The sequence below is a fragment of the Mesorhizobium sp. Root552 genome, assembly GCF_001427285.1.
GTDB lineage: Bacteria > Pseudomonadota > Alphaproteobacteria > Rhizobiales > Rhizobiaceae > Mesorhizobium.
This window is the reverse complement of sequence record NZ_LMFV01000056.1, coordinates 142,637-169,076: the sequence shown is the minus strand read 5'-3', so window position 1 is coordinate 169,076 and position 26,440 is coordinate 142,637. Positions and strand designations below refer to the sequence as shown.

The 26,440-nt window shown below is 60.8% G+C and carries 29 protein-coding genes; 21 read left to right on the top strand and 8 right to left on the bottom strand.

Annotation, left to right across the window (positions count from 1 at the left end):
• Position 1: 1 nt before the first annotated feature.
• Positions 2–235, bottom strand: a complete 234-nt coding sequence (locus tag ASD50_RS18450; protein WP_056244803.1) for a DUF1289 domain-containing protein — start codon at positions 233–235, stop codon at positions 2–4.
• A 149-nt stretch (positions 236–384) separates the two neighbouring features.
• Here ASD50_RS18450 and ASD50_RS18445 point away from each other — a divergent pair, with 149 nt between their 5' ends.
• The gene (locus ASD50_RS18445; protein ID WP_056244351.1) at positions 385–1,380 is read left to right on the top strand and encodes a nicotinate-nucleotide--dimethylbenzimidazole phosphoribosyltransferase; all 996 of its coding nucleotides are present in this window, start codon (positions 385–387) and stop codon (positions 1,378–1,380) included.
• A 994-nt stretch (positions 1,381–2,374) separates the two neighbouring features.
• Here the strand turns inward: ASD50_RS18445 and ASD50_RS18440 are convergent.
• The gene (locus tag ASD50_RS18440) at positions 2,375–3,898 is read right to left on the bottom strand and encodes a sensor histidine kinase (RefSeq protein ID WP_056244346.1); all 1,524 of its coding nucleotides are present in this window, start codon (positions 3,896–3,898) and stop codon (positions 2,375–2,377) included.
• A 135-nt stretch (positions 3,899–4,033) separates the two neighbouring features.
• Between ASD50_RS18440 and ASD50_RS18435 the strand changes: the two genes are divergently transcribed.
• The 4 genes from ASD50_RS18435 (at position 4,034) to ASD50_RS18420 (ending at position 6,586) form a co-directional block, all read left to right on the top strand.
• A complete protein-coding gene (locus ASD50_RS18435) occupies positions 4,034–4,588 on the top strand; it encodes a thermonuclease family protein (protein ID WP_244484576.1) in 555 nt (184 codons plus the stop codon).
• Positions 4,589–4,732: 144 nt separating this feature from the next.
• Entirely contained in the window at positions 4,733–5,344 is a 612-nt protein-coding gene (locus ASD50_RS18430; protein WP_056244341.1) for a glutathione S-transferase, read from the top strand.
• 27 nt (positions 5,345–5,371) lie between these two features.
• Complete coding sequence (locus ASD50_RS18425; protein WP_056244338.1) at positions 5,372–5,989, top strand: uracil-DNA glycosylase family protein; 618 nt, start codon at positions 5,372–5,374, stop codon at positions 5,987–5,989.
• 105 nt (positions 5,990–6,094) lie between these two features.
• Positions 6,095–6,586 carry an Lrp/AsnC family transcriptional regulator gene (locus ASD50_RS18420; protein ID WP_056244335.1) on the top strand — a complete coding sequence of 164 codons (492 nt, stop codon included), beginning with the start codon at positions 6,095–6,097 and terminating at the stop codon, positions 6,584–6,586.
• A gap of 17 nt (positions 6,587–6,603) precedes the next feature.
• Here ASD50_RS18420 and ASD50_RS18415 read toward each other — a convergent pair whose 3' ends face one another.
• Positions 6,604–7,158 (bottom strand): hypothetical protein, encoded by a 555-nt coding sequence (locus tag ASD50_RS18415; RefSeq protein WP_056244331.1) that lies wholly within the window; start codon positions 7,156–7,158, stop codon positions 6,604–6,606.
• A gap of 303 nt (positions 7,159–7,461) precedes the next feature.
• On the opposite strand from ASD50_RS18415, the gene ASD50_RS18410 reads away from it, so the two are divergent.
• The 3 genes from ASD50_RS18410 to ASD50_RS18400 all read left to right on the top strand — a co-directional run bounded on the left by ASD50_RS18410 (position 7,462) and on the right by ASD50_RS18400 (position 10,161).
• Positions 7,462–8,865, top strand: coding sequence for an L-serine ammonia-lyase (locus ASD50_RS18410; protein ID WP_056244328.1), 1,404 nt, complete (start codon positions 7,462–7,464; stop codon positions 8,863–8,865).
• Positions 8,866–8,940: 75 nt separating this feature from the next.
• Positions 8,941–9,378 carry a DUF1489 family protein gene (locus ASD50_RS18405; protein ID WP_056244323.1) on the top strand — a complete coding sequence of 146 codons (438 nt, stop codon included), beginning with the start codon at positions 8,941–8,943 and terminating at the stop codon, positions 9,376–9,378.
• A gap of 90 nt (positions 9,379–9,468) precedes the next feature.
• Complete coding sequence (locus tag ASD50_RS18400; protein WP_056244319.1) at positions 9,469–10,161, top strand: hypothetical protein; 693 nt, start codon at positions 9,469–9,471, stop codon at positions 10,159–10,161.
• A 46-nt stretch (positions 10,162–10,207) separates the two neighbouring features.
• Here ASD50_RS18400 and ASD50_RS18395 read toward each other — a convergent pair whose 3' ends face one another.
• Positions 10,208–11,575 carry a D-alanyl-D-alanine carboxypeptidase family protein gene (locus ASD50_RS18395; protein WP_056244799.1) on the bottom strand — a complete coding sequence of 456 codons (1,368 nt, stop codon included), beginning with the start codon at positions 11,573–11,575 and terminating at the stop codon, positions 10,208–10,210.
• A 262-nt stretch (positions 11,576–11,837) separates the two neighbouring features.
• On the opposite strand from ASD50_RS18395, the gene ASD50_RS18390 reads away from it, so the two are divergent.
• The 3 genes from ASD50_RS18390 (at position 11,838) to clpA (ending at position 15,228) form a co-directional block, all read left to right on the top strand.
• Positions 11,838–12,170 carry a phasin family protein gene (locus tag ASD50_RS18390; protein ID WP_056244316.1) on the top strand — a complete coding sequence of 111 codons (333 nt, stop codon included), beginning with the start codon at positions 11,838–11,840 and terminating at the stop codon, positions 12,168–12,170.
• Between the two features lie 265 nt (positions 12,171–12,435).
• Positions 12,436–12,762 carry an ATP-dependent Clp protease adapter ClpS gene (gene clpS / locus ASD50_RS18385; protein WP_056244313.1) on the top strand — a complete coding sequence of 109 codons (327 nt, stop codon included), beginning with the start codon at positions 12,436–12,438 and terminating at the stop codon, positions 12,760–12,762.
• 6 nt (positions 12,763–12,768) lie between these two features.
• Positions 12,769–15,228, top strand: coding sequence for an ATP-dependent Clp protease ATP-binding subunit ClpA (clpA, locus tag ASD50_RS18380; protein WP_056244311.1), 2,460 nt, complete (start codon positions 12,769–12,771; stop codon positions 15,226–15,228).
• 142 nt (positions 15,229–15,370) lie between these two features.
• Here clpA and ASD50_RS18375 read toward each other — a convergent pair whose 3' ends face one another.
• On the bottom strand, positions 15,371–15,793 hold the full coding sequence (locus ASD50_RS18375; RefSeq protein WP_056244308.1) for an HIT family protein: 423 nt from the start codon (positions 15,791–15,793) through the stop codon (positions 15,371–15,373).
• A 74-nt stretch (positions 15,794–15,867) separates the two neighbouring features.
• On the opposite strand from ASD50_RS18375, the gene ASD50_RS18370 reads away from it, so the two are divergent.
• Positions 15,868–16,203 carry a DMT family transporter gene (locus ASD50_RS18370; RefSeq protein WP_082549747.1) on the top strand — a complete coding sequence of 112 codons (336 nt, stop codon included), beginning with the start codon at positions 15,868–15,870 and terminating at the stop codon, positions 16,201–16,203.
• Here ASD50_RS18370 and ASD50_RS18365 read toward each other — a convergent pair.
• The 3 genes from ASD50_RS18365 to ASD50_RS18355 are packed head-to-tail and all read right to left on the bottom strand — an operon-like array spanning position 16,172 to position 18,668.
• Positions 16,172–17,410, bottom strand: coding sequence for a GNAT family N-acetyltransferase (locus ASD50_RS18365; RefSeq protein ID WP_056244793.1), 1,239 nt, complete (start codon positions 17,408–17,410; stop codon positions 16,172–16,174). The two genes, ASD50_RS18370 and ASD50_RS18365, sit on opposite strands and share 32 nt — an antisense overlap.
• A gap of 56 nt (positions 17,411–17,466) precedes the next feature.
• Positions 17,467–18,192 carry a glycerophosphodiester phosphodiesterase gene (locus ASD50_RS18360; protein WP_056244304.1) on the bottom strand — a complete coding sequence of 242 codons (726 nt, stop codon included), beginning with the start codon at positions 18,190–18,192 and terminating at the stop codon, positions 17,467–17,469.
• An 11-nt stretch (positions 18,193–18,203) separates the two neighbouring features.
• Positions 18,204–18,668 (bottom strand): RidA family protein, encoded by a 465-nt coding sequence (locus ASD50_RS18355; RefSeq protein ID WP_056244301.1) that lies wholly within the window; start codon positions 18,666–18,668, stop codon positions 18,204–18,206.
• 138 nt (positions 18,669–18,806) lie between these two features.
• Here ASD50_RS18355 and ASD50_RS18350 point away from each other — a divergent pair, with 138 nt between their 5' ends.
• The 9 genes from ASD50_RS18350 to rseP all read left to right on the top strand — a co-directional run bounded on the left by ASD50_RS18350 (position 18,807) and on the right by rseP (position 26,310).
• Positions 18,807–19,640 (top strand): cell envelope integrity EipB family protein, encoded by an 834-nt coding sequence (locus ASD50_RS18350; protein WP_056244297.1) that lies wholly within the window; start codon positions 18,807–18,809, stop codon positions 19,638–19,640.
• 15 nt (positions 19,641–19,655) lie between these two features.
• Positions 19,656–19,934: a DUF4031 domain-containing protein gene (locus ASD50_RS18345; protein ID WP_056244294.1), complete on the top strand. Its 279-nt coding sequence runs from the start codon at positions 19,656–19,658 to the stop codon at positions 19,932–19,934.
• 217 nt (positions 19,935–20,151) lie between these two features.
• The gene (rpsB, locus tag ASD50_RS18340) at positions 20,152–20,934 is read left to right on the top strand and encodes a 30S ribosomal protein S2 (RefSeq protein WP_056244291.1); all 783 of its coding nucleotides are present in this window, start codon (positions 20,152–20,154) and stop codon (positions 20,932–20,934) included.
• Positions 20,935–21,051: 117 nt separating this feature from the next.
• Entirely contained in the window at positions 21,052–21,972 is a 921-nt protein-coding gene (tsf, locus tag ASD50_RS18335) for a translation elongation factor Ts (protein WP_056244288.1), read from the top strand.
• Between the two features lie 148 nt (positions 21,973–22,120).
• A complete protein-coding gene (gene pyrH, locus ASD50_RS18330) occupies positions 22,121–22,843 on the top strand; it encodes a UMP kinase (protein ID WP_056244286.1) in 723 nt (240 codons plus the stop codon).
• Between the two features lie 86 nt (positions 22,844–22,929).
• The gene (frr, locus tag ASD50_RS18325; protein ID WP_056244284.1) at positions 22,930–23,484 is read left to right on the top strand and encodes a ribosome recycling factor; all 555 of its coding nucleotides are present in this window, start codon (positions 22,930–22,932) and stop codon (positions 23,482–23,484) included.
• A gap of 41 nt (positions 23,485–23,525) precedes the next feature.
• Positions 23,526–24,245, top strand: coding sequence for an isoprenyl transferase (locus tag ASD50_RS18320; protein ID WP_082549736.1), 720 nt, complete (start codon positions 23,526–23,528; stop codon positions 24,243–24,245).
• An 11-nt stretch (positions 24,246–24,256) separates the two neighbouring features.
• Positions 24,257–25,072 (top strand): phosphatidate cytidylyltransferase, encoded by an 816-nt coding sequence (locus tag ASD50_RS18315; RefSeq protein ID WP_056244785.1) that lies wholly within the window; start codon positions 24,257–24,259, stop codon positions 25,070–25,072.
• Between the two features lie 95 nt (positions 25,073–25,167).
• Complete coding sequence (gene rseP, locus ASD50_RS18310) at positions 25,168–26,310, top strand: RIP metalloprotease RseP (RefSeq protein ID WP_056244280.1); 1,143 nt, start codon at positions 25,168–25,170, stop codon at positions 26,308–26,310.
• Positions 26,311–26,440 lie beyond the last annotated feature (130 nt).

Below are 26,440 nucleotides of genomic sequence, written 5' to 3'. Positions count from 1 at the left end.
CTCAGGATGTCTCGCTGCGTTCGCGCGCCATGCGCGAGCGACGGGTTTCACGGCGCGGCTTGCGTTCCACCGTTTCAAGTCTCGCCGGCAATTCGCCCATGATTTCGCGCCGCGTTTCCGGCGCCATGGTGATCCAGCCCGATATTTCATCGCGCGTGCGCCCGCAGCCGAAACAATATCCGGTCTTCATGTCTATCGAGCAGACCAGAATGCAGGGCGATTCAATTGCAGTCATCATTGTGTCCAGAACTATTCTCCACATGGTGCAACGGAACGGGCGATGCAAGTCCTTCCTATTTCGTCGCATGTCGCCGTTTTCGCGCCATTCTGCATTGTCTCGGCATTTCACGGGGTTTATGCCGCTGGCAAACCCAGGGACGATCCATGACCAGCGCATTGCCTTTCGACGATTTCCGCAATCTTCTCGCCACGCTGCCTGCCGCCGACGGCAATGCCGAAGCGACCGTGCGGGAGGTGTTCGCCAAAGCGGACAAGCCGGAAGGCTCTTTGGGCCGCATCGAGGACATCGCGGCCTGGCTTGCAGCCTGGACCGGCCGAGCCCGCACTTCGGTCAATCGCCCGCTGGTCGCGATATTTGCCGGCAACCACGGCGTCGCGCGCCACAACGTCTCGCCGCGACCGGTCAGTGCGACCGCCAAGGCGGTTGAAATGTGCGCGGCTGGTGGGGCCGCGATAAACCAGGTGTGCCTCGCCTTCGATCTTGGCCTCAAGGCATTCGACCTCGCCCTGCATATTCCGACGGGCGACATCACAACGGAAGCAGCGCTGGACGAGCGTGGCTGCGTTGCCACCATGGCATTCGGCATGGAGGCCATCGCGGGCGGCTCCGATTTGTTGTGCCTTGGCGATCTCGGCGTCGGCAACTCCACTGTTGCGGCTGCCTTGTTCACTGCGCTTTTCGGTGGCAAGGGCGCAGATTGGGTCGGTCCCGGATCAGGCGCGGATGGGGCCATGATGGCGCGCAAGGCCGAAGCCGTCGATGCCGCCTTGGCATTTCATGGCTCTCATCTGAAGGACCCGCTGGAAGCGCTGGCGCGCGTGGGTGGGCGCGAATTTGCGGCAATTGTCGGCGCGATCCTTGCTGCCCGCACCCAGCGCATTCCAGTGCTGATTGACGGTTTTGCCGCCACCGCCGCCGCCGCCGTGCTTTACAAGGCCAATCCCGCATCACTTGATCATTGCCTGCTTGCCAGCCTGTCAGCGGAACCGGCGCATCGGCGTGCTGCCGAACTGCTGGGCATGAAGCCTCTGCTGGATCTCGGTGTCAGTCACGGCGAGGGGGTAGGGGCTGCCCTTGCAGCCGGATTGGTGAAGGCAGCAGCACAGACGGCTTCCGGCATGGCGTTGGCCTTGAAGTAGCAAGGTACACTTTTTCATCGCCACGCCCGGTATTTGTAGGGACGTTTGCATCGCCAGCGCGCTGGCAACCAGAATACTTGGGCAAAGTCACGGAATGGATTCCGGACAGCCTCGCCATCGCTTTGCTCGGCTCGCTTCCGGGATGACGAGGTGTTTTCCGCTTCGTCATCCTCGGGCAAGCCTGAGCGGAGCGAAAGGCGCGACCCGGGGATCCATGCCGTGAGGATTGAGGATGTAGGGCAGCTCAGAATGGGGAGCCTTCTTTTGCGCCCGTTACGCGCTGCCGCGATGTCACGGCATGGATCCTAGGGTCTCCGCAACGGCCTTCGGCCTGCTCCGCCCTAGGATGACGAAGAGATGGGTATGTCTATTCATCGCCACGCCCGCTTTCGCGTCTGGCCATTTTCAAAGAACTGACCTCTGATGAGAGGTCGGGAGGACGGGCGGCCGTTCGGACGCTCGTTTAGTAAGTTAGTGCGGCCTTGCGGCCGCCCGTCCGGTGGTCTTGCCTCACCGGGGGAGCAGCATTTTCGCGGCTCATCACCCAGCCGCACACCGTTATGCGACCAATCCGGCACCGACGCCCTTCCCTGATACCCGGTGCGCACCAGGTCTCCCGCAAGGGCGATGGGGAGATTATGGGGGAAGGGTGAGAGGGGTGGATAAGGGAGGTGAAAGATTTTTCGGAATTTTATTGAGAACAAGGGGTTGGGGTAAGGACGGCCCGGGTTTGGTCCACGCTCGGCTAGCTCAGCGCTGCCCCTCACCCTTACCCTCTCCCCGTGAGAAACGGGGAGAGGGGGATGCCAGCGTTTGCGCCAGAAACGGCAGGTTTCCGCCGCCTTCGCGCTGCCGTGATGTCACGGAATGGATCCCGGATATTCCTTTCTCGCTTCGCTCGAAAGAGAATTCCGGGATGACGAAGCGGAGAGATTGCGCCCAACTTCAGGTGACGAAGCGGAGAGGGGTAGCTTCCGGTGTATAGGCGGGCAGATCACCGCCGCCTTGCGTTGACCACTTCCTTGGTTGGCAGTGCGGGCAGTTCTTCCATCACGCGCGTGGGCGGGAAGATGACGATTGCCTCGGTTCCTTCACGCAGCTTGGAATGGAGCTGGAAATCGCCGCCATGCATGGCAATCAGGCCCTGAACGATGGGCAGGCCAAGCCCCGTTCCCTGTTCGGCGCTCTTGATGGCGATCGAGCCCTGTCCGAAGGCAGACAGCACGACGGGAATCTCGTCCGCTGGGATACCCGGTCCGTTGTCCTTGACGGAAACATACTGGCCGCCGCCGGCGGTCCAGCCGACACGCACCCGCACTTCGCCTTCCGATGGCGTGAACTTGATGGCGTTGGACAGAAGGTTGAGCAGGATCTGCCGCACGGCGCGCTCGTCCGCAAACAGGCGCGGCAGCGTCGGCTCGAATTCCTGGATGATCTTGATGTCCTTGTTGCGAGCCCTCAGCTCCATCATGTGGCAACTGTCTTCGGCCAGTGCCAGAAGTGTCACCGGCTCTTCGTTGAGCTGGTAGCGGCCGGCCTCGATGCGCGACAGGTCGAGGATTTCATTGATGAGGTTGAGCAGGTGCTGGCCCGACTCGTGGACATCGCCTGCATAGTCCCGATAGGTCGGATTGCCCATCGGCCCCAGCACTTCGTTGGCCATCACTTCGGAAAACCCGAGTATCGCGTTGAGCGGCGTGCGCAACTCATGGCTCATCGAGGCAAGGAACCGCGATTTCGCCAGGTTCGCTTCCTCGGCGCGCCGGCGCGCCTCGTCGGACATCGCGTTGGCCGTCTCGAGTTCGGCGATCAGCGAATCCTTTTCGGAGCGGAACGACATCAGCATGACCGACGAGCGGTTGAGGTGATGTGCCACGTAGGAGAAGAAGGGCAGGGCCACCGCAAGCAGGCCCAGCATGACCATTTCGATCGGCATCATCGGTTTGGTGATGACATAGGCGTAGACGAGCAGCGGGACCGCGAAGGTCGCGACCAGCGCGCCGCTTAGCGAAGAGGTCATGATTGCGGTCGCCGCCATGGCCAACAACAGCACAACCGCCTTGATGACCGGGAACTGGTCGATGCCGCAGGCGCCGCAACTAAGCGACGCGAAATAGGCCCAGCCGAGGCCGCTGATGAAGTGTGCGCCGAGGAAAGAGCGTTGCGTCAAAGTGGGTCTGATGTCGGATGCTTCGGTCTTGTCCGTGCGCCTGGCAACCAGAGCGAGGCCGGCGTGGAAAAGCACGGTAAGCCCGGCCCAGACCAGCATCTGGCTGCCCATGCCGGCCAGCATCCCAGCCGCGGCGATTGCCGCGACAAGGAGCGGAATGACCGCTACGCTGCCAATCATGGCGTGGGCATGCAGCTTCAGCATCTCGCGGTCGAAATCGGGACTGCCGGATTGCTGCGCAAGACGGTCGCGCGTCTTGCGGACGGCACGCGCCACATCGCTGTTGCGATGTGGTCTGCGCCGATCCACAATGAACTTGTCCGCCGAATTTGAGCGTTGCAAGGGCATTAAAACTTCAGCTTATGCGGGTAGCCTATCCAATTGCTAACGCTACGATCGAATGCTTAAGAACTTGTTTGCCATATGAGGGGTCAGTGGTCGCAAAGGCCCCGGCGCCGCTATTTTCAGCAGCAAAAGCGCAGTTTGCCGCGCCGCCTGCTCGACTATGCTGTGACGGTCGCGCTGCTTGGCGCCCTGATAGTTCTCACCGCACGGTTGAACGAGATGGACACGCGCACCGCCGGGGGCAGGGCGGTGATCGTAGACGGCGATTCCATCGAACTTGGCGAACAGCGCATCCGCCTGCGCGGCATCGACGCGCCGGAATATCGCCAGACCTGCAGCAGGAACGGCTCGGAGTATCCGTGTGGACGCGCCGCGCGCGAGGCCTTGGTGCAACTGATTGCCGGCCGGGCGGTGACGTGCAGCGGCTGGCGCAACGACCGCTACGGCCGCTTGCTGGCCGACTGCAAGGCGGGTGAGGTCGATCTCAACAGCGCACAGGTCGCTGCCGGATGGGCCGTCGCCTATGGCGATTTCGAGGGCGAGGAAGCACGCGCCCGCGCCGCCAAGACAGGTATCTGGGCCGGAACATTTGACTGGCCGCAGATTTGGCGTGCTGCGCGCAACGGACGCGCCGAGCCGAAACATGATCTACTGGCTGCGATTTGGGATTGGCTGGAGCGGCTCTGGCAGTAGAGCCGCTCCAGCTCATTTTTTCAGCCGCATTTCCGGACGCAAAACCGCTGCGCACTCTTGCTGGAAGTGCTCCATGAGGCTTATTTAACAGCATGTGCGAGCGGCATATAGTCCGCGGTGACATGCATTCCCGGGGAGAGATGAATGAAACTTTTCGACGGCGGGCGGGCACCCAACCCGCGCCGCGTGCGCGTGTTTCTGGCGGAAAAGGGCATCAGCGTGCCGCTGGTGCCGGTGGACATGGGTGCCATGGAGCATCGCGGCGAAGCGGTGCGAGCGCGCAACCCCTTGCAGCGCCTGCCGGTGCTTGAGCTCGACGACGGCACGATCCTGACCGAATCCGTCGCCATCTGCCGCTATTTCGAGGAGCTGCATCCCGAGCCGGCCCTGTTCGGGCAAGGCGCGCTCGGCAAGGCACGGGTGGAGATGTGGCAGCGGCGCATGGAGCTGAATTTCATGGCAAGCGTGGCGCACGCTTTTCGCCACGTGCATCCGGCGATGAAGGAGTGGGAAGTGCCGCAGATCCCGCAATGGGGCGAAGCGAACAAGCCGAAGGCTGTCGAGTTCCTGCGCTTTCTCGACACGGAACTGGCAGAGCGCGAGTTCGTTGCGGGGGATGCCTATTCGATTGCGGACATCACCGGCTTGATCGCCGTCGATTTCATGAAGCCGGCGCGCATCAAGGTGCCGGAAGACTGCGCCAACGTGCTGCGCTGGTACCAGGCTGTGTCCAGCCGGCCGAGCGCTGCCGCATGACGCGAGCCGAAATGCGCCATCTCAGTCATGGGTCCTGAACTTGCGCGCCTGACGGCGGAGGTCCGGGCCTGCCGCATCTGTGTCGAGCAGCCGGTGGGAAGACCGCTGCCGCACGAACCGCGCCCGGTGGTCGTGCCGTCGTCCACGGCGCGCATCCTGATCGCCAGCCAGGCGCCGGGCACCAAGGTGCATTTGAGCGGGGTGCCGTTCACCGACGCTTCGGGCGACCGGCTGCGCAGTTGGCTGGGTGTAACCAGCGACGAATTCTACGACGCGGAAAAATTTGCCATCGTGCCGATGGGGTTCTGCTTTCCGGGGCAGGACGCCAAGGGCGGCGACCTGCCGCCGCGCCGCGAATGCGCGCCGGCCTGGCGCGAAAAGCTGATGGCGTTGATGCCGCAGATCGACCTCGTGCTGACCATCGGCATCTATGCGCAGTCATGGCACATGGGCTCCATCCGCCAGCCATCGCTGACCGAGACGGTTATGAACTGGCGCGCCATCTGGCAGGCGCCGACGGCAACCAAGGTGCTGCCGCTGCCGCACCCCTCGTGGCGCAATACGGGCTGGCTGAAGCGCAATCCGTGGTTCGAAATGGAATTGCTGCCTTTTCTAAGAACAGAAATCCGCAGTCGGATCGGGTGATATTGCAGCAAGTTATCACCCGTATATGCCGCTTTTTGCGGAATTTTTTTCTTGTGAGGCGGCCTGATCCAGAGGATTATAGATCATCTTTCCTCAGGAGATCCTATGGACCGCCTCGACCGAAAAATTCTCCGCCTTTTGCAAGAAGATGCGACGCTGGCGGTTGCAGACGTCGCCAAGAAGGTTGGTCTTTCGACCACGCCCTGCTGGCGGCGCATCCAGAAGCTGGAGGAAGAGGGCGTCATCAAGCGGCGCGTGGCGCTGCTCAACCCCGAGAAGATCAACGTCCGCGTCAACGTGTTCGTGTCGATCCGCACCAATTCGCACAGCCATGAATGGCTGCGGCGCTTCTCGGAAGTGATCCAGGAATTTCCCGAGGTTGTGGAATTCTATCGCATGAGCGGCGATGTCGACTACCTGCTGCGGGTCGTCGTGCCGGACATCGCGGCCTACGACGCCTTCTACAAGCGGCTGATCTCGAAGATCGAGATCCGCGACGTGTCATCGACTTTCGCGATGGAGCAGATCAAGTATACGTCCGAGCTGCCGCTGGACTATATGGTTCTGGACAAGGAATCCGGAGCGAGCGCGGCCTGAGGCCGCGCGATGTCCTGCTAGTTCTTGGCGATCGAGCCGACTGAAACGGCATCCACGCGCTTGAGGTTCATGCCGATGACGGGAACGATCTGCTTGTCGACGCGCACCGAAACGGTGACGACCATCGAGTTGTCGTCGGGGATGCGGGCCTGCATCAGGCCGTTCAGCTGGTTGCGGTTGATGTTGAAGACGACCTTGCGGGCATCGACGACGCTGCCGGAGATGATGTCCAGGCCGGCTCCAGAGGAACCGCCCATGAAGGTGCCCTTGTAGCCGTTGCGGCCTTTGTTCTCGACAGTGGCCGACATCTGCTGGGTGAAGACGCCGACGCGGCAGGCGCCGTCAAGCGTCATCCCGACTTTCTCGGCGGGAGACGAGCCGGTGAAATTGCAGGTGAACTTCGTGCCCTTGTATTTGCCGGCGATGATTTCGCCCGGGCCGACCCACTTGCCTTCGACGGACTGGAAGAAGTCCTTGTCGCGTCCCCCGGCGGACGCCGGCGTAGTCAAGGTCGTGCTCGCCGTTGCAGCCATTGCCAAAGGCAGAACGAAAGACGCGATCACACTTTTCATCGATGGCACCCGGCAACGGAAGACTGAGGAAGAACTCCGTCGAACCATGAACAAGATTGGTTAATGCTTTGTCACTGGAGGGGCGTGGGTGTTGATTTTGCGTTCGGAACCGGCCTGCGTTTTCCGGTAATCCGGCGGTTGGCGGGGTTGCCTGCCAGCGCCGCCGCTTGGATGTCGCGTCGGGAGCAGCAAAGGTCGACTTGAACGATGTGACCGAATCGAAAAGAGCAGAAAAAGCAGCTAGAGAGGCTATATGTACGTGCCTGACGTGCGCCTGCTTTGGGTTTGGGAGATATAGGTACCTTGTTCCTTTCGGTTTTCGATCTGTTCAAGATTGGCATCGGACCATCGAGTTCCCATACGATGGGGCCGATGACGGCTGCTGCGCGCTTTTTGGCAGAAGTCATCTCCGACGACTGGCCGCGCCCGACCGGCGCGCAGGTGGACCGCCTGGGCGCAAGCCTGCATGGGTCGCTGGCCTACACCGGCCTCGGTCATGGCAGCGACAGGGCGGTGATTCTCGGATTGACCGGCCTTGTCCCGACCACCGTCGATCCCGACCGGGTTGAAGGGATCATTGCGGAAATCACTGCGAAGAAGCGCATTTCGCCGCCCGGACATCCTGCCTACCGCTTCGACCCGGCAACCGATCTCGTCCTCGACAAGAAGACACCGTTGACGGGACACGCCAACGGGATGGCGTTCTATGCCTACGATGCCGGCGGACGGCTGCTCCTCAAGCGCATCTACTACTCGATCGGCGGCGGTTTCGTCGTGTCGGAGGAGGAATTGCAGCTCATGAAGGCGCGCGGCTCGGCGACCACGGAAGCCAAGAAGGTGCCGCATCCATTCAAGAATGCAGCCGAGATGCTGGCAATGGCGGCCAAGAGCGGTCTGAGCATCGCCGAGATGAAGCGGGCCAACGAAGAAACCCAGATGGGCCGCGAAAAGCTGGATGAGGGCCTTGATGGCATCTGGGGCGCGATGAGCGGGTGCATCGACCGTGGCCTGTCGCAGGACGGCATCATGCCTGGAGGCCTGAAAGTGCGCCGCCGGGCTCGACAATTGCATGACAAGCTCCAGGAACAATGGAGCCAGAACCGGCCCAATCCGTTGCTCGCCAACGATTGGCTGTCGATCTATGCGATGGCGGTGAACGAGGAGAACGCCGCCGGTGGCCGTGTTGTCACGGCGCCGACCAACGGCGCGGCCGGCACGCTGCCTGCCGTATTGCGTTACTGGATGCATTTTCATCCCGAGGCCGATCAGCAAAGCATCCGCGACTTCCTGCTCACGGCAGCAGCGGTGGGTGGCATCATCAAGAGCAACGCTTCGATTTCCGGTGCCGAGGTCGGCTGTCAGGGCGAGGTGGGCTCTGCGTCCGCGATGGCCGCTGCCGGGCTTTGTGCCGTCATGGGCGGTACGCCGGAGCAGGTCGAAAATGCCGCTGAAATTGCCTTGGAGCATCATCTCGGCATGACGTGCGATCCAGTTGGCGGACTGGTGCAGGTGCCGTGCATCGAGCGCAACGCGCTGGGTGCGGTCAAGGCGGTGACGGCTGCTTCATTGGCGATCAAGGGCGATGGCAAACATTTCGTGCCCCTCGATGCGGCGATTGAAACGATGCGCCAGACGGGTCTCGACATGAGCGAGCGCTACAAGGAAACCAGCCTTGGCGGCCTTGCCGTCAATGTCGTGGAGTGCTGATTCTGCTTGTGCATAGAGGTCCTGGCACACCGCCACAACATTGAATGACGACCGCGCCGGGTCTAGGTTTCGGCCATGGCATTGAACATCCTGAAATTATGTGTCGGTTGCGATAGCGTCGAAGACCTCGAAGAATGGGTCGAATCCTGCCTTGCAGAGCGTCGCCGCAACAATCAGCCGGTAGAACATTGGCACACCACACGCATGGTGCCGACGCGCGGTTTGGAAATCACCGACGGCGGTTCGCTCTACTGGGTCATCAAGGGAAATGTGCAATGCCGGCAACTGATCACCGAGATCAGGCCATTTACCGATGGCGAGGGCATTGGCCGCTGCCAGTTGATGCTCGATCCCGAAATCGTGCGTACCGACTGGCAACCACGCAGGGCCTTCCAAGGCTGGCGCTATCTGAAGCAGTCCGATGCACCTGCCGACCTTGGCAAGGGCAGGGGCGGTTTTGCCGAAATGCCGCCAAAGCTGCGCCAGGAATTGGCTGAACTCGGCCTTCTGTAGTTTCGCCCGAAACAGGCATAGTATCATCGTTCTGGCAGCGAACGCGCCAGTGCGCGTGATCGCGCGCGGTATTCAGGATGGTCGGAAGATATGGCTTTGCTGGCTGCAGTTGTTGCCGTGGTTTTGGTTCTGCTGGTCGCGCTCGGCGGGTTCATTCGCGCCGATCCTCAGGCATTGGCCCGCAACATCAAGCTGAGCGGACCGGCGTTTGCGGGCCTGGCGGGAACGGCCCTGCTTTTCGCAAGGCAGCCGCTTTGGGGTGGGCTGATCCTTTTCATGGCTATTGCCTGGTACAGCTTCGCGGCAAGAAAGCGCCGGGAAAAACCTGCGAACAGGGCGCTTGTGCGGACCGCGGCGCTTGAAATGGAAACCGAGCACAAGACAGGCAAGGCCGAGGGGCTTGTGCTTGCAGGCCGTCAGGAAGGAAGAACGCTCAGCTCGATGGATCTGGACGAGTTGAGGCGGCTCCATGACGAACTGGCTGCCGACAGCGAAAGCCAGAAGCTACTTGAGACGTATCTTGATGGCAGATTTCCCGTCTGGCGCGAAGACACGCAAGCGAACCGTCGTAAGCGGTTGCGTATTGCGCCACGTGCGGGCTCCATGACTAAGCAGGAGGCCTACAAGATCCTTGGTCTTGAAGCGGGCGCCGCCGCGACGGATATCCTTGAGGCGCACCGCCGCTTGATGCAGGGCCTGGGCTCCGATGTCGGTGACGGCACGTCTGTCCTGGCGGCGAGGCTTAACGAAGCCAAGAACGTCCTGCTCTCCAATCACGACTGACTCTCCTTCGATCCGAAACTAGTCCGGGAGATGGTCTACGCGTCGCCTACTGCTCGATGGCGAAGCACTCGATGCGCTTTTTCTTGAGGGCCTTGCAGGCCTTCTGGGCTGCTGTCTGGTTGTCGAAGCCGCTGAACCGCGCGCGGAAATAGGTCACGCCGCCCTTGCTGAAGGGCATGGTAAAGCCCGAAGCGTCGGCCAGAACGGCACGGGCCTGCCTGGATGTCTTGTCGAGGACAGCTTCGGCTTCCGATTTGCTGGGCGACGATGCGATCTGCACGACCCAGCCGGAAGGCAGAGAGGCGGTGTTCACCGGGTCAACGTGGGCTGGTTCCGGCTCGGCATAGGCCTGTTCAAATGGAATTGCGGCGGGCTCCGCTGCCACGACCTTGACGGGCTTTTTGGGAGTCGGCGCCTCTATCAGGGCAGGGGCGGCACTTGCGACGACAACTTCTTGCGCCTGCGGGCGGATATCCGGTGTCGGTGCGTCGTGCTTCGGCAGCATGACCTTGGCGAGAGCCTGTACCGGCGAATCGTTGTCCGCCTTGGCGATCAGGTCACCGCCGCCGCGCCGCGAAGCCTTGGGCAGATAGGCAGTGATGAGCTTGGCCATCTGGTTGTCGCGGCTGGCGCCGGAGCTGCCGCCCATGACCACTGCAACCATGCGGCGACCGTCGACCGCGACCGACGAGACGAGATTGAAGCCGGACATGCGGGTGTAGCCGGTCTTAATGCCGTCAACACCCTTGATGCGGCCAAGCAGGCGGTTGTGGCCATTGATGCGCTGACGCCCGTACATGAACGAGCGCTGCGAGAAGTAACCGTAATACTGGGGATAATGCTCCCTGAGCGCGATGCCGAGCATGGCCATGTCGCGCGCCGTGGTGAACTGGCCCGGATTAGGCAGGCCGTTCGCATTGCGGAACACGGTGCCGTTCATGCCGAGCGAACGCGCCTTGGCAGTCATCATCTGCGCGAAGTTCGATTCGCTGCCGCCCAGCAATTCAGCCAGTGCCGTAGAGGAGTCGTTGGCGGACTTGGTCACCATGGACAGGATTGCGGTCTCGACGGAAACGGAACTGCCCTTGCGCACGCCAAGCTTGGTCGGCGGCTCGGCGGCGGCGTTGGCCGAAAACCGAACCTGGGTCGACTTGGTGATCTTGCCCTTCGCCAGCGCCTCGAAGGTCAGATAAAGCGTCATCATCTTCGTCAGCGAGGCAGGATAGCGGCGGGCATTGGCGTTCGACGCGTAGAGCGTCTTGCCCGTGTTGGCATCGATGACGATGGCCGCGTCGCGCGCAGCCTGCGAAGCGCTGGCCGCCGCCAGCACGAAGGAGACGGCCATGGTGACCGTCGCCAAGGTTCGAAATGACCATGCGGATTTGGAAACGATGCCTGACAACGCCTGACGCACTGCTTTTTCCTTTGGATTTTTGTTGCGGTCGAGGCGGCAAAGGTCCGGCCTCATTTTTTGCCAAACTACGGGGGCACCGTTACCAATCCGTTTATGGTAACCGGCGCGTTCACCATTTTTATCGGCATTGAAACGATGTTTATTCGAGTTTTACGGGTAGGCGGCAGTGCGGATGGCGGTCGGGATCGTTGACTTTTTGTGCGTCGCACAATACATATTTGGCATCGCACAATTTCTCCCATCGTCGACAGGAGCATGATCGATGTCCGAACAGACCTACGAAGATTTCAGCAAATACGGCAAGGAATTCGCGGATTCCGGCCTCAAGAGCTTCGCCTCGCTCTCCAAGGGCGCGCAGGCAATCGCAGTCGAGGCGACGGACTATACGAAGAAGAGCTTCGAGGCAGGCAGCGCCGCAGTCGAGAAGCTGCTTTCGGCAAAGTCGTTCGAGAAGGTTATCGAAATCCAGAGCGACTACGCGAAGCAGTCCTACGAATCGTTCGTGGCAGAGGTCACCAAGATCAGCGACCTTTACGCCGAGCTGGCCAAGGACGCCTACAAGCCGTTCGAATCGGTCGTCGCCAAGGCGAAGTAATCCTTCGCACAAAATGTTGATGCCGGCTTTTTGCCGGCAACGGAACCCGGCTGCGTCCGCGCAGCCGGGTTTTTCATGCTTTGTGGAGTCAAGCTGTTAGGGATTTTGCGACTTCAGGCAACATTGGCCGCATGGCCGTATTGTCAGCTAGGCAGAAGGGCTTAAAATCTGATGCGGAACACCTACATGTCGTTTCGCATGGGGGCTGGACGAGAGGCAGGGTTAAGTGACTAGCAGTCTGGTTGCCACGACTAAGGTAGCGCGAATGCAAAATGGCAGCGACGGCAATGGGGCCGGTCGCGGAACGGCAGTCATCACGCGCACCAAAACCAAGACGAAGAAGCCCAGCCTTTATCGCGTCCTTATCCTGAACGACGATTACACCCCCATGGAATTCGTCGTTCACGTGCTGGAACGGTTTTTCCAGAAGGACCGCGAAGCGGCCACACGCATCATGCTCCATGTTCACAATCACGGAGTGGGAGAGTGTGGGGTCTATACTTTCGAGGTGGCCGAGACCAAAGTGTCTCAGGTCATGGATTTCGCCCGACAGAATCAGCATCCGCTGCAATGCGTGATGGAGAAGAAGTGAGGTAATATGCCGGCTTTCTCCCAAGGCTTGGAAAAGGCACTTCACCAGGCACTGACGCTCGCCAACGAGCGCCACCATGAATATGCAACTCTTGAACACCTGCTTCTGGCGCTCATCGACGACGCCGAGGCGGCAGCCGTTATGCGCGCCTGCAACGTCGATCTCGATGACCTGAAGCAGACTGTGCTGACTTATATCGATACCGAACTGGACAATCTGGTCACCGGCTACGATGAGGATTCGAAGCCGACGGCAGGCTTCCAGCGCGTTATCCAGCGCGCGGTGATCCACGTCCAGTCGTCCGGGCGCGAGGAGGTATCGGGCGCAAACGTCCTGGTGGCGATCTTCGCCGAGCGCGAAAGCCACGCCGCCTATTTCCTGCAGGAACAGCAGATGACGCGCTACGACGCGGTCAACTACATCTCGCATGGCATCGCCAAGCGCCCCGGTTCGTCCGAAAGCCGGCCGCCGCGGGGCGCCGAGGACGAGCAGTCCGGCGTGAACGGCGACCAGCAGGAAGATGGCGGCAAGAAGAAGCAGCAGGACGCGCTGACCGCCTATTGCGTCAATCTCAACACCAAGGCCCGCGCCGGCAAGATCGATCCGCTGATCGGGCGCGCCTCCGAGATCAACCGCACCATCCAGGTTCTGTGCCGCCGCTCCAAGAACAACCCGCTTTACGTGGGCGATCCGGGCGTCGGCAAGACGGCGATTGCCGAGGGCCTGGCCAAGCGCATTGTCGAAGGCGATGTGCCGGAAGTGCTGGCGGATGCCACGATCTTCGCACTCGACATGGGCACGCTGCTTGCAGGCACCCGCTACCGCGGCGATTTTGAAGAACGCTTGAAGCAGGTCGTCAAGGAACTCGAGGAGTATCCGGGCGCGGTGCTGTTCATCGACGAGATTCATACGGTGATTGGCGCCGGCGCGACCTCCGGCGGCGCGATGGATGCCTCGAACCTGCTCAAGCCGGCGCTGTCGTCTGGTGCGATTCGTTGCATTGGTTCAACGACTTACAAGGAGTTCCGGCAGTTCTTCGAAAAGGACAGGGCGCTTGTGCGCCGCTTCCAGAAGATCGACGTCAACGAGCCGACCGTCGAGGATGCCATCGAGATCATGAAGGGCCTGAAGCCCTATTTCGAGGACTTCCACAAGGTCAAGTACACCGCCGAGGCGATCAAGGCTTCGGTCGAGCTTTCGGCGCGTTACATCAACGACCGCAAGCTGCCGGACAAGGCGATCGACGTGATCGACGAGACGGGCGCTTCGCAGATGCTGGTGCCGGAAGGCAAGCGCAAGAAGACCATCGGCATCAAGGAGATCGAGGCGACCATCGCCACGATGGCCCGCATTCCGCCGAAGACGGTTTCGGCCGACGACGAGAAGGTTCTGGCCGGTCTGGAGACTGAGCTTAAGCGGGTTGTGTACGGCCAGGATACGGCCATCACGGCGCTGACGTCGGCGATCAAGCTGGCGCGAGCGGGCTTGCGTGAACCGGAAAAGCCGATCGGCTCCTACCTGTTCTCCGGCCCGACGGGCGTCGGCAAGACCGAGGTTGCGCGGCAGCTGGCGGCGTCGCTCGGTGTCGAACTGATCCGCTTCGACATGTCGGAATACATGGAACGCCACACCGTCTCGCGGCTGATCGGCGCACCTCCCGGCTATGTCGGCTTCGACCAGGGCGGCCTTTTGACCGACGGCGTCGACCAGCATCCGCATTGCGTGCTGCTGCTCGACGAGGTGGAGAAGGCGCATCCGGACCTGTTCAACATCCTGTTGCAGGTCATGGATCACGGCAAGCTGACGGATCACAACGGCAAGCAGATCGATTTCCGCAACGTGATCCTGATCATGACCACCAATGCCGGTGCATCCGATGCCCAGCGTGCGGCGATCGGCTTCGGTTCGACCAAGCGCGAAGGCGACGACGTCGAGGCGATCAACCGCCTGTTCACGCCGGAGTTCCGCAACCGTCTCGATGCGATCATCCCGTTCGGCTCGCTGCCGGTGCCGGTCATCCATCAGGTGGTGCAGAAGTTCGTCATGCAGCTCGAGGCGCAGTTGTCCGAGCGCGGCGTCACCTTCGACCTCGCGCCGGAAGCCATCGCCTGGCTGGCCGACAAGGGCTACGACGAGCGCATGGGCGCGCGTCCGCTGGGCCGCGTCATCCAGGAGTACATCAAGAAGCCGCTCGCCGAAGAGGTTCTGTTCGGCAAGTTGAAGAAGGGCGGCATCGTCAAGGTGACGGTCGAGAAGAAGGACACCGGCGAAACCGGCCTCAAGCTGGAATCGGTTGCCGACGAGGCCAAGATCAAGCCGAAGAAGGAACCGGAAGAAACGGCGAAGCCACGCAAGGCGCCGGCGAAAAAGGCGGCTGCCAAGAAGGCAGCGGCACAAAAGCCGACACCGAAGGCCAAGGACGGCGGCAAGCGCAGCCTCGTGCCGCAATTGCCGCGCAAAAGCTGACAACCGCGCCAGGTAACGAAAAAGCCCCGGAAACGGGGCTTTTTCTTTGGCTATTCGCAGGGCTTCTCGAATGCTTGCGTGGCGGGAAGCCCGGTCGTCGCGTCAGCGAACTGGCGCTCGCTGACGTCAATATGCGCCAAACTTATCGCTGCAGCGCAGCGCGAAGCTTCTCGGCATTCGCCACCAAAACCTCCGGCTTTTCCATCTCACCGGTATGAGGCTTCAACGGCACACCCTCGAAGCAGGGAATGATGTGTACATGGAGGTGGTAGACCGATTGGCCGGCAGCTGCCTCGTTGAACTGCGAGACCAGCACGCCATCGGCATCGAAAGCCTCTTTCGCAGCGCTTGCGACTTTCTGGACGGTGGCAAACAACGAGGCAAACACGGCCGGATCGGCGTCGAGAAGGTTGCGCGAAGGAGCCTTCGGCAACACCAGCGTATGGCCGGTCGCCTGCGGCATCACATCCATGAAAGCCACGGTGTCGTTGTCTTCGTAGACGCGGTGTGAGGGCAGTTCGCCGCGCAGGATCCTGGCGAAGATGTTGTTGTTGTCATAGGCCATTGTTTGTCTCTCACCGTGTCTTTGGGTAGGCATAATCGTCTTGCGCAAGCGCGCGAATCAAGGGGTCAGCCGTGATACTCTGGAACTATATCTACCTGCTGGTTGCGATCATGTTCGAGGTTGTCGCGACAACCGCCTTGAAGGAGACGCAGGGCTTTACCCGGCTGGTGCCGTCGCTTGTCGCGGTCGCCGGCTATGCGTTTGCGTTTTATTTCCTGTCGCTGCCGTTGCGCACCATGCCGGTCGGCGTCGTCTATGCCGTATGGTGCGGCGCGGGCATCATCCTGATCACCGCCATCGGCTGGCTGTGGTTTCGCCAGGCGCTCGATGCGCCGGCGTTGATCGGCATGGGCCTGATCATGGCAGGCGTCATGGTCATCAATCTGTTTTCGAAGACGCTCGTTCATTGAGCGGCAATTCGCCCTTGCGAAAGGGCGTGTGGTCTTCGAGGTAGTCGCTGGTCATGGCCACTTCGCGCCGCTCGCGCTCGAGATAGTCGGCGATTGCGCGCCTGAGACCCGGATGAGCGATGTAGTGGGCCGAATGCGTCGTTACAGGCCGGTAGCCCCGCGCCAGCTTGTGTTCGCCTTGCGCTCCGGCCTCGACGACTTTCAGCTTTCGCTCAATCGCAAAATCGATGGCCTGATGGTAGCAGACCTCGAAATGCAGGAAGGGGTGGTCTTCGATGCAGCCCCAGTTGCGTCCGTAAAGCGTGTCCGAGCCGATGAAGTTGATTGCGCCTGCAATGTAGCGCCCATTGCGCTTGGCCATGACGAGCAGGATGTCGTCGGCCATACGCTCGCCAACCAGGGAAAAGAAGGTGCGGTTGAGATAGGGACGCCCCCATTTGCGGCCGCCCGTATCCATGTAGAATGCGTAGAAGTCATCCCAGGCCCGCTCGGTGATGTCTTTTCCGGTCAGCCACTCGATTGAAATGTCAGAGGAAAGCGCCTCGCGCCGCTCCTTCTTCAGCGCCTTGCGCTTGCGCGAGGCAAGCGTGCCGAGAAAGTCGTCGTAGGACGAAAAGCCTTCGTTGAAGAAATGGAATTGCTGGTCGGTGCGGTGGAGGAAGCCGGCAGCGCGCAGCACCTCGAGGTCGTCCTGTTGCAGGAAGGTGAGATGAGCTGACGACACGCCGTATTTTTCGGTTACCGCCTTGAGGGCTGCTGCCAGTCCCGCCTTGATGGCATCGTTGTTTTCCCTGGCTTCGACCAGCAGGCGAGGGCCGGTCACGGGCGTAAACGGGACTGAGCATTGCAACTTCGGATAATATTGCCCGCCAGCGCGCTCGAAAGCGTCGGCCCAACCGTGATCGAAGACGTATTCACCCTGGCTGTGCGATTTCAAATAGCAAGGAACGGCACCTAAAAGCGCGCCGTCCGTAGTCTCGAGCCGCAGGTGATTTCCTTGCCATCCATTGCGCGGCGTAGCACAGCCGGACTCCTCAAGCGAACTCAAGAAAGCGAATGAAAGGAACGGGTTATAGCCGTTTTCCGACTCTCTGGTCGTGCCGTGAAGCCTACTCCACTCCTCGGCTGTGAACGCACCAATGCTCGTGGCGACGCGCACGGCATAGTCTGCCGCGCCCGTTTCCACTTCGTTGTCGCCTTGATCCATGGCCATTTACTTATGACATGCCCGCACTGGCGCAAGGGGCCTGGCGCAAGGCCGGTTCAGGCCACGGCGCTGCTCGGCTCGAAACCCTCGAAAGTCATCTGGTCGGCATATTTGAAGGTCAAATCCACTGCCGGCTGATCACGCACCGTCCAAGTGATCACGGGCATTCCGAGCTTCTTGCGCACGAAGCTGACGAAGCGGTTCGGCAGGTCTCCTGCGGCATAGGACGTGAAAGCGATGTCGTGCGCCAGCATGGTGAAGTGAGCTTCAATTTCGTGGTCGCGCGTACCGTATGCGGTGAGTCCTCCGGGGACGCCGGGCGCGTCTTTTGAAAAGTCGCGGATCAGCCAATGATCGAACGACATGATCGCGGCCTTGCCGTCATAGTTCTTCAAATGACGGCCGACAGCCGCGACGAGACCTTCGTCGCGGCCGGGCGTACCTTTAACCTCGATGACCAGCGGCACCCGGCCATCGACCAGCTTGAGCAATTCCCTGAGCGTCGGCGGATGGTCCTGGGTTCCGCCGACCCTGAGCGCAGCAATCTCCGCTGACGTGCGCTGCCAAACAAAACCGTCTTGCCCGGTCAGCCTTTTCAGGTCGCCATCGTGGATGACGACCGGAACGCCGTCTGCTGACAGGTGCACGTCGCACTCGATCGCGTAGCCGCGATCAGCTGCCGCCGCGAATGCTGACAGCGTGTTTTCCCAACGCGTTGCGTTGAGGTCATGAAAACCGCGATGCGCGATCGGCCTCGCGGTCAGCCAGGAGAGATTGCTCATAGTCGGGATGCTCAATCGACTTCGAGGATGGATTCGATTTCGACTGCAGCGTTGAGCGGCAGCGCGGCCATGCCGACGGCCACCCGCGCATGCTTGCCGCGTTCACCGAGGACTTCGGCGAAGAAATCGGATGCGCCATTGCCGACCAGATGCTGTTCGGTGAAGTCGGGCGAAGACGCCACATAGATATTGATCTTCACCAACCGCCGAATCTTCTCCAGATCGCCGAGCGCAGCTTTTGCCTGGGCGAGGATGTTGATCGCGCAAAGCCTTGCGGCCTCTTTCCCGGCGGCGACATCGAGATCGCGTCCGAGCAGGCCGGTCACCGCGAGCTTGCCATCCTTCATCGGCAACTGCCCGGACGGAAACAACAGATTGCCGCTCCTCACGAATGGAACATAGTTGGCAGCAGGTGCGGCTGCCGCAGGCAGTGTAACGCCCATATCGCTAAGCCGCTTTTCGATTGTTTCGCCCATGGTAATTCCTTATTGCTTGATATCGCTGTGAGGGACGGGCTGAAATTGCTATTTTTGCCTCGCTTCCGCCACGACTTTTTTTAAGCTGGACCACTCTTACATACGGCCTGCCTCAGCGGCCACGATCGGAGCTTCTATATGCGCGCAACGCGCCTTGCATACACTGCCGTGCTGCTGCCGATCATCTTGTCCACCGCGCCCGCAATAGCGGTGCCGGTGCTGCAACCGCATCGCGCGGTCTACGATCTGTCGCTCGAGAAGGCTTCCGACCGCTCCGGCATCACCGGGATTTCCGGCCGCATGGTCTATGAGTTCAACGGCTCGCCCTGCGACGGCTACACGGTAAAGTTCCGCTTCGTGACCCAGATCGCGGCCAACGACAGCACAAGGCTGACCGACCAGCAGACGACGACGTTCGAGGATGCAGAAGGCAAGACCTTCTCGTTTGTCACCAAATCCTTCGTCGACCAGGATCTCGACAAGGAGGTCAAGGGCACCGCGCATAAGGAAGCCGGCGGACTGAAGGTTGAACTGGACAAGCCCCAGCGCAATACGGTTGAACTTTCGGCAACGCAGTTTCCCACGCAGCATCTGGTAGAATTGATCGACAAGGCCGAGAAGGGCGAAAACTTCTATGAAACCAGCCTTTTCGACGGCTCCGAAGACGCCGACAAGGTAATGACCACAACTGTGGTCGTGGGCAAGCCCGAGGTGGCAGGCAAGGACGACCCGGAGCTTCCGGCACTCGCCAAGCTTGGCGGCGACAAGTATTGGCCGGTCGACATCGCCTATTTCGACGAATCCGAAAAGGACGGCGGCGAGGAGATGCCGCAGTACCGCATTAGCTTCAAGCTGCACGAAAACGGCCTGACGCGCGACCTGATGATGGACTACGGGGATTTCTCAATGACCGGCAAGCTGGTCAACCTGTCGCTTTTCGATCCCGCGCCGCAGAAAACCTGCAACCAGTAACCCTGCCGATTGCCGATGGCGGTCTATGTCGATGCGGCGATCTGGAACTGGGCCGGCCGGCGCTGGTGCCATCTGCTGGCGGACGACACCGATGAACTGCACCGGTTCGCCGGGCAACTCGCACTCAAGCGCTCGTCTTATCAAGGACCGCCGAAGACGTCGGCACCGCACTACGATATCACGGGCTTCGAGCGCGACCGCGCCGTGAGGCTGGGCGCGATCGAGTGCAGCCGCGAGGAGATCGTCGCCATATTCCGGCGGGTGAAGGTGCCGAACGGCAAGAAGCCGCGGTAGCCGTTTCCATCTTGCGTGGGCGTGCTGCTTGCGTTTCGCGGCGCAAGCCTCTATATGCGCGCACATTCCACACACGGACTTTGGTGTCTGCCCGGGAGAAATCCGGCTGAAACCTCCGGTGGCGGTCAAGACAAGCTCCGAAATGCGCAAGCTTTTCGATCCGGCGAATCCGAAACCGTCAAGTGTCCGTGGAGGTCAACCGGAAAGGAACTAAAGAATGGCATTGCCAGAATTCAGCATGCGCCAGCTTCTTGAGGCTGGTTCACACTTCGGCCACCAGACCCACCGCTGGAACCCGAAGATGGCGCCTTACATCTACGGCGCCCGCAACAACATCCACATCATCGACCTGTCGCAGACGGTTCCGCTGCTGCATCAGGCCCTGAAGCAGGTTTCCGACACCGTTGCCCGTGGCGGCCGCGTCCTGTTCGTCGGCACCAAGCGCCAGGCTTCCGACATCGTCGCCGATGCTGCCCAGCGTTCGGCCCAGTATTATGTCAACTCCCGCTGGCTCGGCGGCATGCTGACCAACTGGAAGACGATCTCCAATTCGATCCAGCGCCTGCGCAAGCTGGACGAGCTTCTGGCCGGTGAGGCACAGGGCCTGACCAAGAAGGAACGCCTGAACCTCGACCGCGAGCGCGAGAAGCTGAACAAGGCGCTCGGCGGCATCAAGGACATGGGCTCGACCCCGGATCTGATGTTCGTCATCGACACCAACAAGGAAGCGATCGCCATTCTCGAGGCCAAGCGTCTCGGCATTCCGGTCGTTGCCATCATCGATTCGAACTGCGATCCGGACAAGATCGACTTCCCGATCCCCGGCAACGACGACGCGGCTCGCGCTATCCAGCTCTATTGCGACCTGATCGCCAAGGCTGCCCTCGACGGCATCGCCCGCCAGCAGGGTGCGCTGGGTGTCGACGTCGGCGCTTCGGCTGAAGCTCCTGTCGAGCCGGCTCTCAACGAGACGCCCGCCAGCGACGCTTCCGAGGCGTAATCTGCCAAGGCCGGTTCTGGCCTTCGCATTCCCACTATATTGACGCGCTATGCGTCTGGCATTGGCGCATCACCGTTCCCCGGTGATGCGTATGCCATTTGAACAAAGAGGCAAAAAATGAGCATTTCAGCAGCACAGGTCAAAGAGCTCCGCGACTTGACTGGCGCAGGCATGATGGATTGCAAGGCAGCCCTGGCCGAAACCAATGGCGACATGGAAGCCGCAGTCGACTGGCTGCGCAAGAAGGGCATCTCCAAGGCCGACAAGAAGGCGGGCCGCACGGCAGCCGAAGGCCTGATCGGCGTCGAGCAGGGCCTGCGCGAAGCGGCTATCGTCGAGGTGAATTCGGAGACCGATTTCGTTGCGCGCAACGCCGCTTTCCAGGAAATCGTCTCGAACATCGCCAAGGTCTCGCTTGCTTTCGGCGCGACCGAAGCCGTGGCGGCCGCCAAATATCCGGGTTCGGACAAGTCGGTTACCGACACCGTCAAGGATGCCGTCGGCACGATTGGCGAGAACCTCGGTTTCCGCCGCTCGGCCAAGCTCAAGGTTGAGCACGGCGCGGTCGCGACCTATGTCCACAATGCCGTTGCCGACAATCTCGGCAAGCTTGGCGTGCTCGTTGCGATCGAGACCACCGGCGATGCGCACAAGGCAGGCGCCTTTGCCCGCCAGGTCGCGATGCACGTTGCCGCGACGAACCCGCTGGCGCTGAACACCAACGAACTCGATCCGGCAGCGGTAGAGCGTGAGAAGTCGATCTTTGCCGACCAGGCCCGCCAGTCCGGCAAGCCGGAAAACATCATCGAAAAGATGGTCGAAGGCCGCCTGCGCAAGTTCTACGAGGAAGTGGTGCTGTTGAAGCAGGCTTTCGTGCTGAACCCCGACGTGACGGTGGAGCAGGCATTGAAGGACGCCGAAAAGGAAATCGGTGCGCCAGCCAAGGTCAGCGCCTACCTGCGCTTTGCGCTAGGCGAGGGCATCGAGAAGGAAGAGACCGATTTTGCCGCGGAAGTGGCCGCGGCTGTGAAGAACTGACGGCACTTAGCCGCTCCATCAATTCATACGAAGGGCGTCGCGTGACATCGCGACGCCCTTCGTGTATCGGGTCAGCCAATCAATTGAAGGCAGTGGACAGAGCGACCGGTTGCGGCGTCGGGACTGTCTGGCCAATTCCGAGGAACAGATGACGGCTAAGCCCCTATACCGACGTGTCTTGTTGAAAGCGTCGGGCGAAGCGCTGATGGGTGAGCAGCATTTCGGCATCGACGTTTCCGTCGTCGACCGCATCGCTTCCGATATCGCGGAAGCCCGCGCGCTTGGTGTCGAGGTCGGCGTCGTCATCGGCGGCGGCAACATATTTCGCGGCGTGGCCGTTGCCTCCAAGGGTGGCGATCGCGTGACCGGCGACCACATGGGCATGCTGGCCACGGTGATCAACTCGCTGGCCTTGCGCACGTCGCTGAACAAGATCGGCGTCGAGGCGGTCGTGCTCTCGGCAATCGCCATGCCCGAGCTTTGCGAAAGCTTTTCCCAGCGCCAGGCCACCGCCTACATGAACCAGGGCAAGGTGGTGATTTTTGCCGGCGGCACCGGAAATCCATTCTTCACCACTGATTCGGCCGCCGCTTTGCGCGCTGCCGAAATTGGCGCGGATGCCCTGTTCAAGGGCACGCAGGTCGATGGCGTCTATTCGGCAGACCCGAAGAAGGACGCGAAGGCGACCCGCTTCGAGCGCATCAGCCATGCGGAAGTGATAAATCGCGGGCTTTCCATAATGGATACCGCCGCGATTGCGCTTGCGCGCGAAAATAACATTCCGATAATCGTCTATTCCATTCATGAGAAGGGTGGATTTGGCGAGATACTGAAAGGCGGCGGTCGTTGCACGATCGTCGCGGACAACTGATCAGGGTTCACTGCCGCGACCGTATGTGCGCCTGAACGGCAGCGCGTATCGGTACTGCCCTGAACGAACCGGCCTAGGAGAAGATAATGAACGGCAATTTCGATGACCTGAAGCGGCGCATGGATGGCGCAATTGCCGCCTTCAAGCACGATCTCGCATCGCTGCGCACCGGGCGTGCATCCAGCAATCTTCTCGATGCCATCCAGGTCCAGGCCTACGGCACGGCCATGCCGGTCAACCAGGTCGCGACCATTTCCGTTCCGGAGCCGCGCATGATCTCGGTGTCCGTCTGGGACAAGTCGATGGTGAGTTCCGTCGACCGCGCCATTCGCGAGGCCAATCTCGGCTTCAACCCGATCGTCGATGGCACCAACCTGAGAATTCCTCTGCCCGAACTCAACGAGCAGCGCCGCAAGGAACTGGTCAAGATCTCCCACACCTATGCCGAAAACGCCCGCGTCGCCGCAAGGCATGTGCGCCGTGACGGCATGGACGGGCTGAAGAAGGCAGAAAAAGACGGCGAGATCGGCGAAGACGATCATCGCAAGCGTTCCGACCAGGTTCAGAAACTGACTGACGAAACCATCAGCATGATCGACAGCCTGCTCTCCGAGAAGGAAACGGAAATCATGCAGGTTTAACCTGCGGTCAGGACCTGAGCGGCTGATCTGAAAGCGGAAGCATGACAAGCCCGGCGCATGTCGCGATCATTATGGACGGTAACGGACGCTGGGCGAAGGCGCGGGGCCTGCCGCGTGTTGCCGGCCACCGCGCCGGCGTGGAGGCCTTGCGCAAAACAGTGCGCGCGGCTCCGCAACTGGGGATTTCCTACCTGACTGTCTACGCCTTCTCGTCAGAGAACTGGTCGCGGCCGAAATCGGAAGTGAGCGACCTTATGGGTTTGCTCAAGCTGTTCATTCGCCGTGACCTTGCCGAACTTCACCAGAACGGCGTGAGGGTGCGGGTGGTCGGCGACAAGGCCAGCCTGCAGACCGATATTCGTGGACTGCTGGAGGAAGCAGAGACGCTCACCGCCAACAATGATGCGCTCACGCTGGTGATCGCGTTCAACTACGGCGGCCGCGATGAGATCGTGCGGACCGCCCAGAAACTTGCGCTGGCGGCGGTTCGCGGCGAAATCAGTATTGACTCCATCTCGACGGAGAGTTTCGCCGCGTCCCTCGATACGGCTGGCATTCCCGACCCGGAACTGGTGATCCGCACCAGCGGCGAACTGCGCCTGTCGAACTTCCTGCTTTGGCAGGCTGCCTATAGTGAACTGGTTTTCCTGCCTTGCTACTGGCCTGATTTCAGCCAGGATCACCTTGCCGATGCGCTGCGCGATTTTGCCGGACGCGAGCGCCGTTTCGGCGGCCTTGCGCCGCGCGAAGCGGCCTCATGAGCGGTAAAGCCGTGAGCAACCTGCAACTCCGGATCATGTCCGCCATTGTGATGGCCGCCGTTGTGCTGGTGTTGACATGGCTCGGCGGGCTGCCGTTCAGGCTGCTCTCGGCAGTTATCGCTGGCGCGGTATTTTATGAATGGACCCGCATGTCCCGCCGTTTACCGGCAACAGGCATCGGTCTTTTGCCCGAAGCACTGATGGTCATTTTGCTTTTGGCCCTGGTTGTTGGAATACCGGCGCCGATGCTTCTGGTCGGCATTGCCTTGGCTGTGATCATCGCTGCTGCCTCTTCGGCGCAGCGCGGGGCGGGGCAATGGGATGCATCCGGTTTAGCCTATGCTGCGCTTTCCGGTTTCTCGCTTGCCTACCTGCGCGACGGCGATCAACCGGGCCTGCTCGCAATCCTGTTCCTGTTTGCAGTGGTGTGGACAACCGATATCGCAGCCTATTTCGTAGGCCGCGCCGTGGGTGGGCCGAAACTTGCGCCTTCCATTTCGCCCGGCAAGACGCAAAGCGGCGCACTTGGCGGCACGATTGGCGGTGTCGTCGCCGGTCTTGTTGTGGCTGTGGCGGCTGGAGCGGAAAACCTGACGTTCCTGACCGTGGTTGCGTTGGTGCTGTCGATTGTCTCTCAGGCCGGCGACCTGTTCGAATCCTGGGTCAAGCGCCGGCATGGCCGCAAGGATTCCAGCCAGATCATTCCTGGGCACGGAGGTGTGATGGATCGCGTCGACGGGCTTGTTGTGGCGGCATTTGCCCTGTACGTGATCGGGTGTCTGGCAGCGTCGGCCGACAATCCGGCTCATGGATTGTTTGCGGGTTGAGCGAGTTCGGGGCCAACGAAAGCCGCCACGGATTTGCCGGTTTTCAAGCCACAGTCAGGCAGCCGCCGGCTTGTCGGGTGAGTTGAGGACGGAATTTGAACGAGCTTTTACATGCGCTGTTCAGCACGCAGGGTTTTGTGATCGGCACTTTGGTGCCGTTCCTTTTCGTGCTGACCGTTGTCGTTTTCGTTCATGAAATGGGACACTACCTTGTCGGCCGCGCCTGCGGCATCGGGGTGAATGCCTTTTCAATCGGATTCGGACCGGAACTCATTGGCTTCAACGACAGGCGCGGCACCCGCTGGAAGCTTTGCGCCATTCCGCTTGGTGGTTATGTCAAGTTCGTCGGCGACATGAACGCCAGCTCGAGCCAGCCCAGTTCAGATGAGATCGCGGCTCTGAATGAAGCCCAGCGCAAGGTTGCTTTCCACACCCAGCCGGTCTGGAAACGTGCAGCCACGGTGTTTGCCGGGCCGGCGTTCAATTTCCTTTTGACGATAGCGGTTTTCGCCGTGCTGTTTTCGATACACGGGCGCTACGTCGCGGAACCGATGGTGGCATCGGTGAACCCGGACAGCCCGGCTGCAGTAGCAGGCATTCAACCGGGCGACCGTTTCGTCAGCGTCAATGGCGAGAAGGTCGATACCTTTGCCGACGTGCAGCGCCTGGTGTCCGGCAGGGCAGGCGACCCGTTGACATTTGTCATGTTGCGCAACGGCGCCGAGGTCAGCCTGGTGGCAACGCCCCAGCCGATGGAGCAGGAAGATGCGCTCGGCAACAAGATCAAGGTTGCGGTCATCGGCGTCGTTAACAACCAGGAACTGGGCCAGCCGAGGCTTATTACCTACAGTCCGATAGGCGCAATCGGGGCGGCGGTCGAGGAGACCGGACATATCGTCGAGCGCACCGGGCAATTTCTCACGCGATTCGCGGTCGGGCGCGAAGACAAGTGCCAGTTGGGCGGCCCGGTAAAGATTGCCGGCATGTCCGCCCAAGCCGCCAGGTTGGGTTTTGACTGGTTGGTTCAATTGGTCGCGTTGCTGTCCGTCGGCATTGGTATTTTAAATCTGCTGCCGATTCCGCCGCTCGATGGCGGGCATCTGATGTTTTATGCCATTGAAGCGGTCATCAGGCGTCCCGTTTCGGAACGGATGATGGAGGCGGTCTACCGTACGGGCATGCTGCTGGTTCTTGCCTTCATGGCCTTCGTATTTTGGAACGACCTCTTTGGGTGCTGAAATCATGAACAAATTCCAACTCTTCGTCGCCCGCATTGAGACGTCGTTTACCATGGCTGGGGATATGCGTGACGCGAAAGCAACGCCGGAAGGCGAAGTAAACACTAATTAACCAGAAGCCTTGCGTGTA

Coding starts and splice junctions, on each gene's coding strand:
- ASD50_RS18450 (WP_056244803.1), bottom strand. CDS start 235: ATGACTGCAATTGAATCGCCCTGCATTCTGGTCTGCTCGATAGACATG.
- ASD50_RS18445 (WP_056244351.1), top strand. CDS start 385: ATGACCAGCGCATTGCCTTTCGACGATTTCCGCAATCTTCTCGCCACG.
- ASD50_RS18440 (WP_056244346.1), bottom strand. CDS start 3,898: ATGCCCTTGCAACGCTCAAATTCGGCGGACAAGTTCATTGTGGATCGG.
- ASD50_RS18430 (WP_056244341.1), top strand. CDS start 4,733: ATGAAACTTTTCGACGGCGGGCGGGCACCCAACCCGCGCCGCGTGCGC.
- ASD50_RS18425 (WP_056244338.1), top strand. CDS start 5,372: ATGGGTCCTGAACTTGCGCGCCTGACGGCGGAGGTCCGGGCCTGCCGC.
- ASD50_RS18420 (WP_056244335.1), top strand. CDS start 6,095: ATGGACCGCCTCGACCGAAAAATTCTCCGCCTTTTGCAAGAAGATGCG.
- ASD50_RS18415 (WP_056244331.1), bottom strand. CDS start 7,158: ATGAAAAGTGTGATCGCGTCTTTCGTTCTGCCTTTGGCAATGGCTGCA.
- ASD50_RS18405 (WP_056244323.1), top strand. CDS start 8,941: ATGGCATTGAACATCCTGAAATTATGTGTCGGTTGCGATAGCGTCGAA.
- ASD50_RS18400 (WP_056244319.1), top strand. CDS start 9,469: ATGGCTTTGCTGGCTGCAGTTGTTGCCGTGGTTTTGGTTCTGCTGGTC.
- ASD50_RS18390 (WP_056244316.1), top strand. CDS start 11,838: ATGTCCGAACAGACCTACGAAGATTTCAGCAAATACGGCAAGGAATTC.
- clpS (WP_056244313.1), top strand. CDS start 12,436: ATGCAAAATGGCAGCGACGGCAATGGGGCCGGTCGCGGAACGGCAGTC.
- clpA (WP_056244311.1), top strand. CDS start 12,769: ATGCCGGCTTTCTCCCAAGGCTTGGAAAAGGCACTTCACCAGGCACTG.
- ASD50_RS18375 (WP_056244308.1), bottom strand. CDS start 15,793: ATGGCCTATGACAACAACAACATCTTCGCCAGGATCCTGCGCGGCGAA.
- ASD50_RS18365 (WP_056244793.1), bottom strand. CDS start 17,410: ATGGATCAAGGCGACAACGAAGTGGAAACGGGCGCGGCAGACTATGCC.
- ASD50_RS18360 (WP_056244304.1), bottom strand. CDS start 18,192: ATGAGCAATCTCTCCTGGCTGACCGCGAGGCCGATCGCGCATCGCGGT.
- ASD50_RS18355 (WP_056244301.1), bottom strand. CDS start 18,668: ATGGGCGAAACAATCGAAAAGCGGCTTAGCGATATGGGCGTTACACTG.
- ASD50_RS18350 (WP_056244297.1), top strand. CDS start 18,807: ATGCGCGCAACGCGCCTTGCATACACTGCCGTGCTGCTGCCGATCATC.
- ASD50_RS18345 (WP_056244294.1), top strand. CDS start 19,656: ATGGCGGTCTATGTCGATGCGGCGATCTGGAACTGGGCCGGCCGGCGC.
- rpsB (WP_056244291.1), top strand. CDS start 20,152: ATGGCATTGCCAGAATTCAGCATGCGCCAGCTTCTTGAGGCTGGTTCA.
- tsf (WP_056244288.1), top strand. CDS start 21,052: ATGAGCATTTCAGCAGCACAGGTCAAAGAGCTCCGCGACTTGACTGGC.
- pyrH (WP_056244286.1), top strand. CDS start 22,121: ATGACGGCTAAGCCCCTATACCGACGTGTCTTGTTGAAAGCGTCGGGC.
- frr (WP_056244284.1), top strand. CDS start 22,930: ATGAACGGCAATTTCGATGACCTGAAGCGGCGCATGGATGGCGCAATT.
- ASD50_RS18320 (WP_082549736.1), top strand. CDS start 23,526: ATGACAAGCCCGGCGCATGTCGCGATCATTATGGACGGTAACGGACGC.